The sequence below is a fragment of the Shinella fusca genome (assembly GCF_014203155.1).
GTDB lineage: Bacteria > Pseudomonadota > Alphaproteobacteria > Rhizobiales > Rhizobiaceae > Shinella > Shinella fusca.
Window position 1 is genome coordinate 1 of sequence record NZ_JACHIK010000030.1, and the last position, 15,675, is coordinate 15,675.

A 15,675-nucleotide genomic window follows, 5' to 3' on the forward strand; every position below is an offset into this window, starting at 1 on the left:
ACCATCGTTCCGCTCGTCCATTGAAAAATCGTCCTTCCAAATCAACGAGCAGAATCTCAAGCCCAAATCGCGCCGTTAAAAGGTGGGGTGTTCGTCGCGCTTACGATTGACACGCGGATCCGACGATATCGAATTTCGACGGTGGCGATGTCCCGGTTCCCCTTGTCGTCGCGAACCTCGATCTCATGAAAGCCCTCGACCGGCGCGTCCTTCATTTCGACGGCAATCGTATGATCGCCATCGCCCGCCAGTCGATCGACGCATGTGCGGACCAGAAAATGGGAGCCGAGATCATGGGCCATGCAGAAGAGTTCGTAGATATCGCTCTCACGGTCGCCGATATGCACGCATCGGCCCGGATCGCCGAGCAGGGCGACAGATTGCCGGATGTTTTCCAGCCAGCGGAAACTCTCCTTCTGCTCGATGGGAACCCGTGTCGGGTTGATCTTCTTTTTTAATGCAGCCGTGCCCTTGAACTTCGACCGCGTCCAGAATTTGATGGCTGAAAGCCCCAGCGGCAGGCCGTCGAGTGTGACCGCCAGACTGGAATGCATCAGAAGGCCGCAGACCGTGTGCATTCTGAAACGCCCGGCTTTGTCCTTACCGCTGTTGATGCGATACGTCATGCCGATCGCATCGGTGCTCTCCCGTTGATAGGTGAATTCCGTCGTGTCTTGCAGGACCAGGATGGGGCCAGACGCTGCAACGAAACGGCCACGGGTGGACTGGAAATGACCAGCGAGGATGTCCGCTTCTCCAACGCGGTCGTTTGAGAAAAAGCGATAGGCCGCCTTCGTATTGGCCCAGTCCTGACATGCCAGGGGGATGCTTGCTCCGATAGAACCGCCCATCCTCTCCACCAATTGCCGCAATCGCCGGTCAAGACGCTTGTCTGCAAGACGGCAACCAGCAAGTTCTTCATCAAACCATGGTGTCGCTGTTCCGTCCATGCACCGCCGCTCCTCGATTCGGTGCCAGACAAAGAATCATACGAGATTCAGCCAATGCAAGAGATGTGGGTAATTGAAAGCCTCACCGTGGGCTTACGGCCTGTCCGGTGCGGCGGGGCTTGTAGTGGTAAGTAGACGTGTCGAACCTCAGGACCTTGCAAGCCCGTCGGATCGATATGCCCCAATCCACCAGCATCCCGTCGATCAGCTTTCGCTGGCGGACGGGCCTCAGAGCTTTCGGCGGATGACGTCCTGCAGCATCTCGCGGTCCAGCGTCAGGTCTGCGACAATCTTCTTGAGCCCGGAATTCTCGTCCTCCAGAGCTTTCAGACGGCGCATCTCATCGGGCAGCAGACCCGCATACTTCTTGCGCCAATTGAAATACGTCGCCTGGCTGATACCCGCCTTCCTGCAGATCTCTGCCACTGGCACGCCATCGTCGCCCTGCTTCAAAATAAACGCCTTCTGGGCGTCTGAAAACTTCGATGCCTTCATGCTTCCGCTCCTGTTCCCAGCCGGGAAATTACCGCGGAAAACTCCAGTTATGAACGGTCCAGCTTTTGGGGATCAGAGCAACGTCAGGTACGGCCTGCTTCGGAAATTTGCTCCAGATGGATCCAGTCGACGATCCTGCTGGCGCTAACGTAGCCTGACACCAGTTCGATCACGAGGCTCCGGATGCCGGCCACATCATTTTCCCGGGCACGACTGTCTAGCTGTTGCAGTTTGACCTCGAGTTCCGCCCACGACATAAAATGCTCACGGGCTTTCATGATGCGCGGATGAGATGTCCTAGCAGGATTGTCGCCTATCAGGAGCTCCTCATAGAGCTTCTCGGCTGGTCTCAGACCGGTGATGTGGATTTCAATGTCACCCTCTTCATTTTCTTCATCTTTGACTGTGAGACCCGAGAGCTCAACCATTTTTCTGGCCAGATCAATGATTCGCACTGGTTCACCCATGTCGAGCACGAAGACATCGCCTCCAGATGACATGGCACCAGCCTGTACCACAAGCTGCGCAGCCTCGGGCACCGTCATAAAATACCGCGTGATTTCAGGATGGGTGAGAGTAATCGGACCTCCTTCGCGAATCTGTTGGCGAAACTTTGGCACCACGGACCCCGAAGAGCCGAGGACATTACCGAACCGGACCATTGAGAATGTAGTTGTCTTGCAGCTCTGAGCGAAGGCCTGCAGCACCATTTCCGCAAGCCTTTTGCTTGCTCCCATAATATTTGTCGGGCGTACCGCCTTATCGGTGCTGATCAGGACGAAATCAGATACACCGGCTTCACGCGCAGCTTTCGCTAGGCAGAGAGTTCCAAAAACGTTGTTGCGGATCCCTTCCGATGGATTGTGTTCTACTATCGGAACGTGCTTGTAGGCCGCAGCGTGATAGACTGTCTGCGGACAGAAAGTCTCCATAATGCGCTCAATGCGGATGGGGTCGGTGATTGACGCCAGTAGCGGGACTACTTCGATGCCCATCCCGCTGTACTTTTGTTCCAATTCTTGATGGATATTGTAGAGGGCAAATTCGCTGAGTTCCACAAGTAGTAGCCTTGCAGGGCCAATCGCCATGATCTGGCGGCAGAGCTCACTGCCGATTGAGCCACCTGCGCCGGTAACAAGAACAGTCTTTCCGGCCACATTTTTGGCCAAGAGAACCGGGTCTGGCGCGATTGGCTCTCGGCCAAGCAAGTCGTCAATATCTAGTTCCTGGAGATCCGACACTGCAACACGTCCGCGAGCAAGATCGGCAAGGTTTGGCAGGGTCCGAACTGCCACGCGGCGCCCGCGAAGACGAGAAATGATCTCGTTCCGGCGAATACGCGGTAGATTGGGCATAGCCAACAACACATGCCCGATGTCATGTGTTTCCACTAATCCTTCCAGGCTTGCTAATGAATGTACTGGTACTCCGTTCAGCAGTTTTCTGTGGAGCATCGGATCGTCATCGAGAAATCCGACGACCTGCATTTCGGGGCTGTTAGCTAGGGCAAGAGCGAGTTGGTGTCCAAAGCGACTAGCACCATAGATAAGCACTTTTGGGCGGCTCGACCATCGCAGGATGTTGTTGTAGTGGCCACCCAACCAGAAACGCGCCAGAAGGCGTGATCCACCGATGAAGATGCACAACAGAAGGGGCTGAATGATGCCGATTGTGCGCGGCACATTAGGAAGGCTCACAGCAGTGAAGAGTGCCGCATAGAGAATGCCATAGATGCCGATGGCGCGCACCACCGCAGTGAGGGCGGGTAGGCCACTGTAACGGAAGATCGCACGGTAAAGCCCCGTAGCCACAAAAATTGGTAAGGCTAGAAAGATCGATGCAATAGCCGCCCATAGTGCGTTGCCCGTTAACGGCACGAAGTCTCCCAGCCGCAGGAAGAAGGCCAGCCAGACAGATAGAACGCAAATTGCTGAGTCGACGAGCAGCGCAATTATTCGCTTCGCACTACGAGGCAAAGCAAGAATCGGTCCTACGATATTATCGATCTGCATTTTTGACATAGAGCGCTATTTAGAAACCACTGCTTGCTTGATTTTTCGCGATAACATGCAAAAGATTGAACGTATAGTGCTGATTAAGGGCTGGATTCTAGCTGATTGAGTAGCCTCGGATTTTGAGGCACCCTTCGACTTAGATTTTCTGTTGCCTCTCGAACTCGAGGGCGACAGCACCCTGTTCCTAAACTGATTGATGCCCGAAACAATCACGCAACGATAGCTCGCCCTGAGTCAATCCACTCGCCGGACATTAAGGAATCGACCACGGTACTCCCGGTTGATGCCGTCGTGACCGCAGCCGAAGTAGCGCTTTTGGCTGGCTAGTTCTCTCCGCTTCGTGCTGATCGCGACATCGTCCCCCTACTCGACCGACAATACGAAGTCGATACCGAACAGACCGCAAGCACGCTGTGAATGATCTTTCCCGTCATAGCCTAACTACCGGAACTCCTCGTTGAACCAGGCTTCAGAAGTTTTTTCCGAGCATTTCTTTCAGCTTCGATAAATAGAGCATCGTAAGCATCCGGTGAAGCTTTCAATTACCCATAAGTTCCGCCGCTATGGCTGCGCCGAGGGTGATATCCGTGAGGCGGGATAGGCCACGCCACATGACGATGTTTCCTGGAGGCGGGTCTTTTGCCCGTGCGAGATAACCGCCCAATCTGGCAATCTTGGTCAGGTAAGATGATAACGGCTTCAACTCGCCGAATTGAGCGGGTTTGTCGGCGATGAGACGATCGAGCAGCTTCATCTCGACGGCTGTGATCGCCAGTTGCGGTTTGGCGCCAGGCGTGGTCCGGTTGATCATGGTCATCCAGAAGACCCGCCAGGCCAGTATGCAAAAGACAGCGATCAACCTGACGAGCCGCTCGGCCGTCCGCAATCTGGCTTCTTCCGCTCTGCAACCGGATTTCAGGATCTTATGGAAAACCTCGATTTTCCAGCGCATAGCGTACCAATGCAGCTTATCGATTGCGTCGGCAGCCGACTGGACCGGCAAGTCGGTGATCAGCTTCCAGTCAATGCGCGGCCGGTTTTGCGGCTCGTTCGGCTCCTGGGCATAAATGATGGTGAGATCGAGAGCCGGATAGCGCTTCTGCTTGCCGATCGGCGGCAGAACGCGGATCCGACGATATCGAATTTCGACGGTCGCGATGTCCCGGTTCCCCTTGTCGTCGCGAACCTCGATCTCATGAAAGCCCTTGACCGGCGCGTCCGTCATTTCGGCGACAATCGTATGATTTCCATCGCCCGCCAGCCGATCGACGCATGTGCGGACCAGAAAATGGGTGCCGAGATCATGGGCCATGCAGAAGAGCTCGTAGATATCGCTCTCACGGTCGCCGATATGCACGCATCGGCCCGGATCGCCGAGCAGGGCGACAGATTGCCGGATGTTTTCCAGCCAGCGGAAACTCTCGTTCTGCTCGATGGGAACCCGTGTTGGGTTGATCTTCTTTTTCAATGCAGCCGTGCCCTTGAACTTCGACCGCGTCCAGAATTTGATGGCTGAAAGCCCCAGCGGCAGGCCGTCGAGTGTGACCGCCAGACTGGAATGCATCAGAAGGCCGCAGACCGTGTGCATTCTGAAACGCACGGCTTTGTCCTTACCGCTGTTGATGCGATACGTCATGCCGATCGCATCGGTGCTTTCCCGTTGATAAGTGAATTCCGTCGTGTCTTGCAGGACCAGGATGGGGCCAGACGCTGCAACGAAACGGCCACGGGTGGACTGGAAATGACCAGCGAGGATGTCCGCTTCTCCAACGCGGTCGTTTGAGAAAAAGCGATAGGCCGCCTTCGTATTGGCCCAGTCCTGACATGCCAGGGGGATGCTTGCTCCGATAGAACCGCCCATCCTCTCCACCAATTGCCGCAATCGCCGGTCAAGACGCTTGTCTGCAAGACGGCAACCAGCAAGTTCTTCATCAAACCATGGTGTCGCTGTTCCGTCCATGCACCGCCGCTCCTCGATTCGGTGCCAGACAAGGAATCATACGAGATTCAGCCAATGCAAGAGATGTGGGTAATTGAAAGCTCCACCGTGGGCTTACATTGCAGGCCATGCTTGAAGACGTAACAATGCCGCTGACGACACGGCGATCATCAACGCGTGGAACACCGTGCGCCAAGGGAAAATGCGGCGCGATCCGAGCCATCTGGCGCTCGCTCAATAGAAACAAATCACCCATCACGGTCTCCTTCCAGAAACCGCGAATCACATCTCATGTCAAATTGCGTGATGTTCGGCTGTTTGCTGCTTTGGCGCTATCGGCTGCGCGACGCGAATAGCTATCCTCCTGCTGACTGTAGCTTGCCTGCGTCAATACCGTGCATAGACCTGCATCGCGTGCGATAGCGACTTCCTGAAGGATAGCTTCAAATGCCGCAAAGGTAGAAGGAGCTGTCGCAAAATTCTCAGGATGCGTCCAATAATGCACAATCTTTTGGTCGCGTGCAGCACGCCGTAGCAAATTGCGAACACGTAAGCGTGTGACTGTCACCGGCACTAACTTGCGTAACCCATGACGCCAGTTGAGGAAATACCCTGCAGGAATACGCTGAGGGGACTCGTAGGCAAACGCTCCATCTGGAACGGCCCAAATATTGAATTCGGAAAGCAGCGATGCGAAGCGGCTGGTTCGGCGGCGCGCTTCTCGGTACCCCAGCATGCCCCGCTCAGCGAGCAGATGTGTGTAGGCGACTGCATTGCGCGGATAAATATGCGTACGGCAGTTCGCCATCAGTGGCAGTGCGTGGCGATAGGCAATATCCAATTCCTCGCGTGCTAGTTCTTCAGTCATCGCGGGATCGTCCCACGGAATGTGGGTCACGCCATGCAAACCGACCTCATGATCGCACTGCGCGTTCTGCACTGCCCGCACTGCCCAATCGCCCGTCCACCCTTCGCGGGTGCCGTCGAAACAATCCTCCAGTGCACGGCCTAAGTAATGCGGGAAATGCAAGGCCAATTTCTCAAGGTCAGGCCGCATCAAGGCCAGTTTCTCGGGCGAAGCAGCAAAGCAGCCAACGAAGGCGAAAGTAGCCGGGATATGGTACTTGTCAAGAAGAGCCAGAATGCGCGTATATACTTCACGCAAGCGTGCGTCGCGATGTTGGGCATGTAGGCTAGGCGTCAGACAATCTGCAATGCCCCATTTACCTTCGCAGTCGAAGGAAAGGATAACGCGCGCGTTCATACTGTATCAGAATCCAAGTAGCTAATATACCAATCCTTCAATTCGAGGCCGCGCTCCAATCCGCCACGCAATGGCCGTACGCCGAAATGCAGCTGGATGGGGCGAATCTTTTCTGGCATCGGCAAAAAACCTGTGGAGCGGTATGAGTCGTAATTCGGCGCATGTGGCAGCGCCCAAGCCAGCGCTGCGTCGGCTTTCTGCTGGCGCATGCTAGCGATAGCGAAACGTAGTAGACGGACGAGGGACTTCTTTTCACCTGGTAGCGCCAGCGCTTCCATTATATATCCTATGCGCCCGCCGTGTTTTTCAATTAGTTGGTAACTCACGAATGCGAGAATAGCACCGTTTTCATCTTGGATTGCCTTGGTGGAATAATGCATTTCGGGGTGATCACTCAGTCGCCAGTTCAAATAGCGCTGGTTGCGCACCGTCGCTACCGGCATCCCGGGCGCGATACGCTCCCAGAACTGATCGAAGCGTGCATCGAAACGCAAAATATCCTTAATACCCTCATCCTTTGCTGCGGCAAAGGAGAGGGGAATATCGAAAAAACGTGCCTTTTCGCCAATAATGCGGCGCAGAAAATAACCCAACCTCAATGGCTTGATGAGGAACGGCACGGCCGAGAGTCGCTTCCACCCCAGTTTATTGAAGAAGCCAGGAGCCGAGTTATCGTTCGGGAAGCCATAAAGCAGTAAGCCTTCATGTGTAGAGCTGGCCTCGTAGAACGCGGTGAGCATGCGTCCGAACAATCCTTGGCCGCGGCATCGCGGTGACACAATCGTATCCATCGATTGATAGCCCACGGCCTGATTGCCATCTACCTGCATGGCAAGCGACATGAACGCGTTAATACCCACAACCTCGCCTGTCGCATGGTCGGTAGCCACAGCAAAACGGCTTTCCGGCGAGGCGCTATTTTCGAAGCGCCAAGAAAGTTTACCGCGCGCAACTCCTTCGCGCAGTTCAGGTAGAAGGCGCTCATAGGCCTGGTGCAACGTTTTGTTGAACGGTTGAATCGTAACGTCGATATCCATAAACGTCTCCTCTACAATGGTTATGCATTAGCGAATTAAGATTGCAACCCTGCGATTAAGAGGCATAGCTCGGCCGCATGAAAATCCTGCCTGTCCGGCGCATCAACCGCTTCCATTTCCTGCGGGCCACGCTGAAGCTTATTAGCGGCACTGTAGGTGCGCAGTTAATCCCGCTATTGGCACTGCCGATGCTAAGCCGCCTCTACCCCCCCTCAATGTTCGCGTTGCTAGCGTTACTCACAACATGCGGCGCGTTGTGCGGCCCGCTGGCAACCGGCTATTACGAATGGGCTATCACCGCGCCGCGTCGCCACCAACGTGCACGGGCCGTTGCCATGGTAGCCATTGCCTGCACTCTCTTATTCTGTTTGCTCATTACAGCCATCATTGCTTGTGCCTATCAAAGTATCAGGTCCCTATTACATCTGGAGGAGATGGGCCACTGGATCTACGCCGTTGCCATCTATACCTGCGTTGGTTCATTCATGCATGTCGCCAATTTCTGGCTGCTGCGCGCGGGCAGGACCGGCCTACTGGCCACCATTAAAATGACGCATGCCAGCGTGAACATGGCTCTTGCCATCGCGATGGGCATTATCGGCTTGCGCGTCGGGTTGCTTTATGCGTTCCTCATTGCTGGTACCATGGGCGGCGCATGGGGGCTGTATCTCGCCTATCGTCATGGATTGAATTGGCGCGGCATGTCGTGGCGCGCCTTGCGCGTGACCGCCTGCCACTACCGAGAATTTCCTATATTTGGCAGCCTTCCTGCTACCTGCAATAACCTAGCCCAGCAATTACCGGTGCTCATTGTTACCTCGAGCTTTCCCCTCACGTTGGCAGGCCAGTTCTCGGTGTCGCGCAACCTACTGATGGGTAGCCTCCTGCTTGTGGCCATTTCGGTTTCCCAGTTGCTCACGAAACACCTGCACGAACGTATGCATGCCGGGCAGCGTCTCTTGCCGTTCCTGCTTTTGGTGGCGACCGGGCTGGCGGCAGTCGGCACTATCGGCGCGGTGCTGATCCACGCAATTGGTGCATGGTTTTTCTCACTATATTTCGGCAACGATTGGGGAGAAAGTGGCCAAGTCATTCGCCAGATGGCTCCGGCGATGCCCTTTATACTGGTCGGTGCGGGACTGGGTTCGGCACTGGTCGCGATTCGATGCATCCACCTCATGGCTGCCTGGCAGATACTCTTTGCAGCATGCATGGCATCACTTTTCCTGAGCCGGGGCCTTGCCTTCGAGGCACTGATCGGTCGTATAATCTGCATTGAAATCGCTGCCTACAGCGGCTATATTCTACTCATCTTCGGTGCTGCATGGCTCCATGATCGGAGTATTTTCCGGTAGAAATTTATTTTGGGCGCTTCGCTTGATTGTGTTCGCCATCGAATGGCTTGAAAGCGTTTGAAATTTGGCAGAATGAGGCTTGCAGCTTAGCTTGGGTATTGTTCTACGCCATTTTCTTCTAACGTCTCAGACGACGCTGTATATGGCGTCTCGTTAGATATTTTGCTTTGGAGCAAGACGATTTAGCTGGCCTGCCCCATGAGATGATCAGATTGCAACATTAATGCATACTTATTTTCTAGCAAGTGCAGGCGTTAGCTGTACCCGAAGTAGACCTCATCCAACGTAAGATTGTCGACGCTCTCGTGATTCGGTAATCTAAATCCTGTCGATCAACGGTTGCACATCCCGTTTTCTACTGCTATCGAGCCAAGGAATACATTTGCGAGGTCGTTTTCTCGGAATCGGCGCCAGACAGGACAGCGCGCAATGAATTTGAACGTTTCTGCGATCAATCTCGACTGATTGATCGCAGGATGACTTTGTCTACTCGGTCCGTTGAAAACGGTATCTCATCCGTTCATATCTTGGCAGTGAGCAGCAAGAAGGCATATGAAGCCCATCGGCACAATCCGGGCCATTTTAGGCTTACAGGGAAGTGCGACCGCTGTCGCAGCCACACAAAGATGGTGATTGAGTTTTTCACATCGGACGGCGAAGTAGCCCTGATCATCAAAGGCGACATCGAACTAAAAGACGGCTTTCGTGGCCGTGAGATTGTCGTTGACACAAGCTCTCCCGGGATTGCTCTATGAGGAATTATCTCGACCGCCTACGGCAGATGTTTGACATCCTGTTTATTGTCAGTCTCGCAGCCGCAATGTTCCTCGGGGGGAAAGTAGCCCCCCTTTTGGCCATTGCCGGAGTATGTCCCATCCCGTTTTTGCTTCATGCGACGAGTAACCAAAGATATGCAATCTCCATCTGGAGACTACTTGTACCCTTCGGGCTTTATTTCACTTACAGCCTTCTCGCATTTTTCTTTTTCACCGGGCTGGAGGAAGGTGCCCGCCGACCGGTGAATCCAAGCCTCGAACTCTACCTAATCGGTATTGGCATGCTAGCAATCGGCCTTGTGCGCGGCCTGCAAGTGCGCAAATTGGCGTTGCTATTTCGCCGCCTAGGTCCCTGGTTATTGGTTGCGTGCTTTCTTTTGCTTACATACCTCATGTTCGCCGAAATTCGAGAGGGATGCCGTGTGCGTGGCCTTGCCCCTTGGCCATTTATCCCCGCACTTCTATTTTCGACGCTAGCGCTGCTCAGTCTGGTCGGATGGGCGCGATTCAGTTCCAACGAGCGCTGGATGCGCCTTATAATCCTTGCGTTCAGTGTCGTCGTCTCCACGACCTACACCGGGTCGAGAGGGGTGTCGCTCGCGGTTTTTGGCGTTTTCGGCCTGCTCTTTGTTTTGAGCTTACTACCCTCGCTGAAGAACCGGGTACCGCATTGGTATCATATTGCTTTGGCTGCAGTGAGCGGCGTTGCTATTTCGATCGTCGTCGGCTTCGGAACGAATTGCGGCCCTGCAAGCCGGTTTGCATCGACATTCGCGCTTTTGGAGACGATGACGTCGCGCACCTCCGAACTTAAAGTACAAACAAGCAAGGACTTGGTTCCAAACACCACCCAGCAGGAGCAGAGCACGAACACGCCGCAGGTCGCGGCGAACACCTCCACCGACCAGGAACCGCTAGCTACTGCTGATCAGTCCATCGGACACCGGCTTGCAATGTGGAAAACATCGATGACTGCAATCCACGAACGATTGGTGTTTGGGCACGGCTCTCTCTATCTACAGAAGCTGATCACCGAGACCTATGGATATGAACACAACCACAACCAGTACTTGAGCTGGCTGGTGACTGGAGGGCTTCTACAACTGGCGCTCGGGCTAATCTTTCTTGCAATCCCATGGTTCGTTTCGAGCGGCTTGTCGCTCGCAGATCGCCTTCTTATGACAATGGCAGTGTCGCTGCTATGGGGATTCGCGATGATATCCGACTCGTTCCTGAACCTGAAATTCTACACGCACTACTACTGCCTCTTGTGTGGGGTCTTGTACGCTTGGGTAAATAATATGCTGTTGGAAGATGGAGGAAGCGCTTGAAGCGGAGGTACTCGACTATGTTGACCGTCGCGTTAAGGCGTTGACCAACCTCCTTCCCATACGTCATTAGCAGCCCAGGAATCGGAGGCTCCCCCAATGAAACGTTTGCTTGATGTCGCTCTGGTTCTAGCGACCAGCCCCCTCTGGGCGCCGCTTATTATAGTGCTTGCCGTTCTTGTGCGCGTGAACCTCGGCTCGCCGGTATTTTTCAGTCAGGTCCGGCCGGGCCTAGGCGCGAGGCCGTTTCGCCTTGTCAAATTCCGCAGTATGACGGATGCACGTAATGCTTCGGGGGAGCTTCTCCCGGACTCGGAGCGCCTTCCTCCTTTCGGCCAGCTCCTCCGATCGACCAGCCTCGACGAGCTACCCGAACTGCTAAACGTCCTTAAAGGTGACATGAGCCTTGTTGGACCCCGGCCTCTATTGACGGAATACCTTCCGCTTTACAGCAAAGAACAGGCGCGCCGGCACGAAATGCGCCCCGGCTTAACGGGTTGGGCGCAGGTAAACGGCCGCAATGCTCTCGCTTGGGAAGAAAAGTTTAAGCTAGATGTGTGGTATGTTGACAATCAGTCCTTGCTACTAGATCTGCGCATCTTGTTTCTGACCCTCGCAAAGGTGCTGCGGCGCGAAGGTGTGAACGCCGATGGAAGCGCGACAGCGGAGCGTTTTGAGGGATGACCGGGGTGCTTGCTATAGCGGGTGCCGGTGGGCATGGACGTGTCATTGCAGATGCCGCGCTAGAATGCGGGTGGCATGAGGTCGTGTTTTTTGACGACCGCTTCCCGCATCTTGTCTCCACGCTCGAATGGCCTGTCTTGGGAACGTTTGCTGATTTTCTGGGGAATGTGAGCCGTTTTAAAGGAGTAGCCGTGGGTATCGGGGATGGGAGGGCAAGACTCTCGATCCTCGACCGCCTTGCAGAGCGCGACGCTCCTGTTATCACCATCGTACACCCTCATGCATGGGTGAGTTCGCGGGCCAAACTCGGTGCAGGATGCATGATCTCAGCCGGCGCAATCATCAATGTTGGTGCACAGATTGGTAGGGGCGCAATTGTTAACACGGGAGCAACCGTGGATCATGATTGCCGAGTCGGACCAGGTGTGCATGTGGCGCCTGGTGCTCATATTTCGGGATCAGTTGAAATCGGCGCCAATTCGTGGATCGGGGTGGGCGCTAGTATCCGCCAAGGTATTTGCATCGGCAGCGGAGTTATTGTCGGTGCCGGTGCTGCTGTTGTATCCGATCTTCCCGACGACGTTGTTGCAGTCGGCGTCCCCGCACGTGTTAGGAACTGAAGCATGTTGAACTCACCTTTTGCCCCGTGGCCCAACTTTAGCGAAGACGAGATTGCCGCTGTGACGGACGTGCTGCGTTCTGGACGCGTTAACTACTGGACAGGCAACTTATGCCGCGAGTTCGAGACGCAATTTGCCACTTGGTGCGGCGTGAACCACGCAATCGCATTGGCCAACGGCACGCTCGCGCTTGATGTTGCGCTCAAGGTTCTTGGCGTTGGTCCGGGCGATGAAGTCATCGTCACCCCGCGCAGTTTCATGGCGTCTGTTTCCACCGTGGTCGTTGCCGGGGCAGTTCCGGTCTTTGCCGAGGTGGACAGGGAATCGCAGAACATCACCGCCGAGACCATCCGCGCAGCCCTGACGCCCCGCACCAAGGCAATCATTCCGGTGCACCTGGCTGGTCAGCCATGCGACATGGACCCGATCATGGACCTTGCGGCGCAGCACAACCTGTTCGTGATTGAAGACTGCGCCCAAGCCCACGGAGCGCTCTACAAGGGGCGTAATGTCGGCTCCATCGGCCACATTGGCGCCTGGTCCTTCTGTCAGGACAAGATCATGTCCACCGGCGGTGAAGGCGGAATGGTCACAACCAACGATTCTGCGCTCTGGTCAGCGATGTGGTCGTACAAGGATCATGGGAAAAGCTGGGATGGCGTCTATGAGCGTCCTCACCCGCCCGGCCCGCGCCTTGTCCATGATACTTTCGGGACTAACTGGCGTATGCTCGAAATGCAGGCAGCCATCGGCTTGATCCAGTTGGGGCGGTTGAACGAGTGGGTTGCGAGGCGCAACGAAATCGCTGGCGCAATCGGCGAAGTCTGCCGCCGGCATACCCAGGTGTTGCGGACGCCGGAACCGGTTGGCGAAGTCTACCACGCCTATTACAGGTTCTATACCTTCGTAGAAGTTGATGGGCTTGCCGACGGATGGACCCGTGACCGCATCATTCAGGAAATCACTGATCGGGGCGTGCCATGCATGCATGGATCTGCCTCCGAAATATATCTTGAACGCGCCTTTGAGGGGACCGGATGGCGGCCTTTGCAGCGATTTGCGGTGACACGGGAGCTGGGCGAGACCAGTATTGCTTTCTTGACCCATCCCACAATCACCGACCAGCAGGTGAATAAGGCCTGCCAAGTGATCGACGAAGTCTGCAAGCTTGCTGCGGCCTAACAGTACTGTACCAGCTTGCGATGAGCTTGACACATCAGGTGCTGTTCGAGCTGGTGAACCACTTAAGGCCTTTCACGACTGAAGTGTGAGCATCTTGTCCATATGCGCAAAGCTGCCTTTTACGTTTGGGCTTGGCCGGTTACGCGTGCGGCGTTAACCATGTCAGGGCTCAATCTGTTCCGGATGTGTTCCGATCGCTTGCCGGAACGAACTCTCCGGGCTATGCCAGTGGTGTCTGCAGAAATCGAAACTTCTGCAGACACTTAGCGGCCCCCGCCGGTGCTAGTAACACCAAACGAGGGCCTGACCAGCAACCTTCTCGTGAAAGGCCACCGGCTATGTCGACCCTTAAATGCTTCGCTTCCTGCGTGGAAGCATCTTCTCTCCGTTCCCCTGTCGAAACCCGCCGCTCCGTGCCGACCTCGCACGCTCGCGGCTGATCGCAACCGATCGTCCGTTCGGCGGCCCTGATGCGGAAATCATTTCCGCATGCGCGGACCTGTGTCCGCCGTCTGCCATGCTTACGATCCTGATCCTTGACAGGAGAGACATCATGACCCTGCCGTGCTGCTTCAGGATGCCTTCGAGCTTCTGCCTGCCGGGTCGGGCGAAACCGGATGTCCTGTGGAATTCCAGGCTACGCCTGACATCGTGGATCATGCCGTCGTCGAGACCGGCCGCGCGCAGTTCGCGCTCCTCGATCGGACCTACGACAGCACTCTCCCCTTGCGCCGTGTAAAGACGGATCGCCCATGCGGAAGCGGTCTCGCTTCGCCGGCCTTTCACTGCATCGCCGCCGCGCGCGATGGAATCGAGATAGTCGCTGTGCTCCCTGGCGACCTGGATCAGGATTCTCCTGGTGTCTTCCGTCGAAATCATTTTGGCTTTCAGGGCGGGTAGAAGACGATCGCTGGCGAGTGTCACCTCGAGCGCGATCCTCCTTGCCAGTCCCCTCTCCTTGGTGTTGAGGCTCAGTTCGAGCCTCACCCAATCATGCGCGTTGATTCCAATCGGTAAACGCCGGCGCCACCAGTAGACCGAACCGCGTTTGAAGACGTGTTGAATTGCTGTCATGCTGAACCCTTTCTGAAGAGGGTGAGCAGGATTTGGTTCGCCTTCCCGGGCGACAGCTGTGTACGACAGTCCGTTACGACAATCCTGTACGACAGTGTCCCCAAACGGATTCCCAGCCAGCACAAAACCTCTGGAAATCCTGATTTTCAGCTTGACAAACGAGAAATGGCTGGGGCGCCAGGATTCGAACCTGGGAATGGCGGTACCAAAAACCGCTGCCTTACCGCTTGGCTACGCCCCACCTTTGTTTTTTAAGTTTGCATCGCCTGCGATAGTTCGACATTTCGCTGCGGCCTTAGCAAAGGAGTCATCCGAATGCAATGCCATTGCCTAAGTTATCGTCCTTGCGAGTTCGAGAGGCTCCATCGGACTTTCGGCGATACAACTGTCCGACGCTCGGTACGAACTACTCTTGGCTGAGTGCCCAGCTCTATGATGTCAATTATAGAACCCGTGGATCGGCACAGGTCTGGTCTGTAGCGGTTTGAGGAGAGATCGGACGGCCTTGAACCGCACATGCGTCCATTCCGTATCGAGGCACTGAGGCAGGCCGTCAATACGACGCTAGCCCGGGTCCCTAAACCGAACTCCAACGCCGCCGCCATTTTCAGGAATAAAATCTATTCCAGCCTTCTGAAACGCGGCGATAATACTCGCCAAATTATTGCCGATGGGCGTGTGCGCTCCACGTTCAAAATCAGCAATTGTCTGGCGCGAGACGTTTGCTGCTTCTGCTAACTGAGCTTGACTCCAACCCAACATTGCTCGTGCTCCACGGCACTGCTCCAACGTAAGATGATCGCTATTCAAGGCAAACTTTCTGATTGACTTCTATCTTATTGTAGGAAACATTGGAGCATGCGGTCGAGAAGGTGCTGGAACACCTTCCCGACCTAACCAAACCCAAGCTATAGGGAGCTCGGATCATGGCTGATTCTGAGAATAGCAGAACTTTG

General features: G+C 55.2%; 12 protein-coding genes, 1 tRNA gene and 2 pseudogenes. 5 read left to right on the forward strand and 10 right to left on the reverse strand.

Annotated elements, in window-relative coordinates; all coding sequences use genetic code 11:
* Positions 1-56: 56 nt before the first annotated feature.
* The 7 genes and pseudogenes from HNQ66_RS22900 to HNQ66_RS22930 all read right to left on the reverse strand — a co-directional run bounded on the left by HNQ66_RS22900 (position 57) and on the right by HNQ66_RS22930 (position 7,700).
* Positions 57-950: an IS4/Tn5 family transposase DNA-binding protein gene (locus HNQ66_RS22900; RefSeq protein ID WP_246434386.1), complete on the reverse strand. Its 894-nt coding sequence runs from the start codon at positions 948-950 to the stop codon at positions 57-59.
* 97 nt (positions 951-1,047) lie between these two features.
* Positions 1,048-1,445: pseudogene (locus HNQ66_RS22905) on the reverse strand (transposase); the annotation flags it as partial.
* Between the two features lie 83 nt (positions 1,446-1,528).
* Positions 1,529-3,457, reverse strand: a complete 1,929-nt coding sequence (locus HNQ66_RS22910) for a polysaccharide biosynthesis protein (protein ID WP_184147150.1) — start codon at positions 3,455-3,457, stop codon at positions 1,529-1,531.
* Positions 3,458-3,998: 541 nt separating this feature from the next.
* Entirely contained in the window at positions 3,999-5,420 is a 1,422-nt protein-coding gene (locus HNQ66_RS22915; RefSeq protein WP_184147152.1) for an IS4 family transposase, read from the reverse strand.
* Between the two features lie 121 nt (positions 5,421-5,541).
* A pseudogene (locus tag HNQ66_RS22920) lies at positions 5,542-5,655 on the reverse strand (IS5/IS1182 family transposase); the annotation flags it as partial.
* 33 nt (positions 5,656-5,688) lie between these two features.
* Positions 5,689-6,663, reverse strand: a complete 975-nt coding sequence (locus tag HNQ66_RS22925; RefSeq protein WP_184147154.1) for a polysaccharide deacetylase family protein — start codon at positions 6,661-6,663, stop codon at positions 5,689-5,691.
* Positions 6,660-7,700 carry a GNAT family N-acetyltransferase gene (locus HNQ66_RS22930; RefSeq protein ID WP_184147156.1) on the reverse strand — a complete coding sequence of 347 codons (1,041 nt, stop codon included), beginning with the start codon at positions 7,698-7,700 and terminating at the stop codon, positions 6,660-6,662. Before HNQ66_RS22930 ends, HNQ66_RS22925 begins: the two co-directional genes overlap by 4 nt.
* 77 nt (positions 7,701-7,777) lie before the next feature.
* On the opposite strand from HNQ66_RS22930, the gene HNQ66_RS22935 reads away from it, so the two are divergent.
* The 5 genes from HNQ66_RS22935 (at position 7,778) to HNQ66_RS22955 (ending at position 13,645) form a co-directional block, all read left to right on the forward strand.
* Positions 7,778-9,055 carry a lipopolysaccharide biosynthesis protein gene (locus HNQ66_RS22935; protein ID WP_184147158.1) on the forward strand — a complete coding sequence of 426 codons (1,278 nt, stop codon included), beginning with the start codon at positions 7,778-7,780 and terminating at the stop codon, positions 9,053-9,055.
* Positions 9,056-9,806: 751 nt separating this feature from the next.
* Positions 9,807-11,162: an O-antigen ligase family protein gene (locus HNQ66_RS22940; protein ID WP_184147160.1), complete on the forward strand. Its 1,356-nt coding sequence runs from the start codon at positions 9,807-9,809 to the stop codon at positions 11,160-11,162.
* A 96-nt stretch (positions 11,163-11,258) separates the two neighbouring features.
* Entirely contained in the window at positions 11,259-11,843 is a 585-nt protein-coding gene (locus HNQ66_RS22945; RefSeq protein WP_184147162.1) for a sugar transferase, read from the forward strand.
* Positions 11,840-12,463, forward strand: a complete 624-nt coding sequence (locus HNQ66_RS22950) for an acetyltransferase (protein WP_184147164.1) — start codon at positions 11,840-11,842, stop codon at positions 12,461-12,463. The genes HNQ66_RS22945 and HNQ66_RS22950 overlap by 4 nt, the downstream gene beginning before the upstream one ends.
* A gap of 3 nt (positions 12,464-12,466) precedes the next feature.
* Positions 12,467-13,645: a DegT/DnrJ/EryC1/StrS family aminotransferase gene (locus HNQ66_RS22955; RefSeq protein WP_184147166.1), complete on the forward strand. Its 1,179-nt coding sequence runs from the start codon at positions 12,467-12,469 to the stop codon at positions 13,643-13,645.
* A 348-nt stretch (positions 13,646-13,993) separates the two neighbouring features.
* Here the strand turns inward: HNQ66_RS22955 and HNQ66_RS22960 are convergent, their stop codons facing one another.
* The 3 genes from HNQ66_RS22960 to HNQ66_RS22970 form a co-directional block, all read right to left on the reverse strand.
* Positions 13,994-14,719 carry a DUF6538 domain-containing protein gene (locus HNQ66_RS22960; protein WP_184147167.1) on the reverse strand — a complete coding sequence of 242 codons (726 nt, stop codon included), beginning with the start codon at positions 14,717-14,719 and terminating at the stop codon, positions 13,994-13,996.
* Positions 14,720-14,885: 166 nt separating this feature from the next.
* Positions 14,886-14,960: transfer RNA gene (locus HNQ66_RS22965), tRNA-Gln, on the reverse strand.
* Positions 14,961-15,283: 323 nt separating this feature from the next.
* The gene (locus HNQ66_RS22970; protein ID WP_343059606.1) at positions 15,284-15,529 is read right to left on the reverse strand and encodes a helix-turn-helix transcriptional regulator; all 246 of its coding nucleotides are present in this window, start codon (positions 15,527-15,529) and stop codon (positions 15,284-15,286) included.
* Between the last annotated feature and the right edge of the window lie 146 nt (positions 15,530-15,675).